The following is a 2,134-nucleotide window of genomic DNA, read 5'->3' on the forward strand; positions in this document are numbered from 1 at the left end:
TTGCGGTCGCGCGGCGCCGGCCGCGGCCGCGCGAGGCGGCTGCCTCGGCCTCGGCCGGGCTGCTGTACAGCTCCTCGTCGGGGACGAACTCCGGCTCGGGCAGCGCCACCGGGGCGGCCACCTCGGCAGCCACCTCGGCCTCGGTCTCGGTCTCGACCTCGGTCTCGATCTCCGCCACGTGCTCGTGGTCCACGCCGCCCCGGCCGCGCTTCTTGGAACGCTTGCCGTTGCCGCCTCCGCCGACCGAGGTCGGCTGTTCCATGTGCACGATCACGCCGCGCCCGTTGCAGTGGACACAGGTCTCGGAGAAGGACTCCAGCAGACCCTGGCCCACCCGCTTACGGGTCATCTGGACCAGGCCCAGCGAGGTGACCTCGGCGACCTGGTGCTTCGTACGGTCGCGTCCCAGGCACTCCAGCAGGCGCCGCAGCACCAGATCCCGGTTGGACTCCAGCACCATGTCGATGAAGTCGACGACGACGATGCCACCGAGGTCGCGCAGCCGCAGCTGGCGCACGATCTCCTCGGCCGCCTCCAGGTTGTTCTTGGTGACGGTCTCCTCGAGGTTGCCGCCCTGACCGGTGAACTTGCCGGTGTTGACGTCGACGACGACCATCGCCTCGGTCTTGTCGATCACCAGCGAGCCGCCGCTCGGCAGATAGACCTTCCGGTCCAGCGCCTTCATGAGCTGCTCGTCGATCCGGTACGTCGCGAAGATGTCGACCTCGGAGGTCCACCGCGACAGGCGGTCCGTCAGGTCCGGCGCCACCTGCGAGACGTAACCGTGGATGGTCTCCCACGCGTCGCCGCCGCTGACGATGACCTTGGAGAAATCCTCGTTGAAGATGTCGCGGACGACCCGGACAGTCATGTCCGGCTCGCCGTAGAGCAGCGTCGGCGCGTTGGAGCTGCCGCTGCTCTTCGACTTCTTCTGGATGTCCTCCCACTGCTGCTGCAGCCGTTCGACATCGCGGCGCAGCTCGTCCTCGCTCGCACCCTCCGCCGCGGTACGGACGATGACGCCCGCGTCCTCGGGAACGATCTTCTTGAGGATGGTCTTCAGCCGGGCCCGCTCGGTGTCGGGCAGCTTGCGGCTGATGCCGGTCATCGAGCCCTCGGGCACATAGACCAGGTAGCGGCCGGGCAGCGAGACCTGGCTGGTCAGGCGGGCACCCTTGTGACCGATCGGGTCCTTGGTCACCTGGACGAGGACGGACTGACCGGACTTGAGCGCGGTCTCGATCCGGCGCGGCCCGTGGGCCATGCCGAGCGCCTCGAAGTTCACCTCACCGGCGTACAGGACGGCGTTGCGGCCCTTGCCGATGTCGACGAAGGCGGCCTCCATGGACGGCAGTACGTTCTGCACCTTGCCCAGGTAGACGTTGCCGACGTAGCTGGTGGCCTGCTCCTTGTTGACGTAGTGCTCGACGAGCACATTGTCCTCGAGGACGCCGATCTGGGTGCGCTCGCCGTTCTGGCGGACGACCATCACGCGCTCGACGGCCTCGCGGCGGGCCAGGAACTCCGCCTCCGTGATGATCGGGACGCGACGGCGGCCCTGCTCACGGCCCTCGCGGCGGCGCTGCTTCTTCGCCTCCATACGGGTCGAGCCCTTGATGGACTGGACCTCGTCGAAGCCGGTACCGGGCTCCCGCTCTTCCTTCTTGCGGGGCTCGCGGACCTTGACGACCGTACGCTCCGGGTCGTCCGTACCGCTGTCGGCGTCGGACGGCATGTCACCGCTGCGACGGCGACGACGACGGCGACGACGGCTGCTGCTGGTTCCGGCGGAGGACGCCTCGTGGTCCTCGTCCTCCTCAGCCTCTTCGACCTCCTGAGCGCGCTCCTGGTCCTCCTCGGCGCGCTCGGCGGCGGCCTCTTCGCCGAACTGCTCCGCGGCCTCGTCACCTTCGGTGATCTCGCCACGACGGCGGCGACGCCCTCCGCGACGGCGACGGCGCGAAGGCCGGTCCCCGTACTCGTCCGTCTCCTCGCCCTCGTGCTCGGCCTCGGCCTCGCCTTCCGGCTCGGGCTCCTCCTCGGCGTGCTCCTCCACCTCGACAGCGGCGGCCGCCTCGGGCTCGGCGGCCTCACCGCGACGGCGGCGACGGCGGCGCGAACCGGCCTGCGGCGC

1 protein-coding gene is annotated in these 2,134 nt (G+C 69.8%); it reads right to left on the bottom strand.

Annotated elements, in window-relative coordinates; all coding sequences use genetic code 11:
- On the bottom strand, positions 1 to 2,134 hold a 2,134-nt coding region (locus tag GA0115254_RS13255), incomplete at both ends, for an Rne/Rng family ribonuclease (protein ID WP_176740102.1).

The sequence above is a fragment of the Streptomyces sp. Ncost-T10-10d genome, assembly GCF_900091955.1.
Lineage (GTDB): Bacteria > Actinomycetota > Actinomycetes > Streptomycetales > Streptomycetaceae > Streptomyces.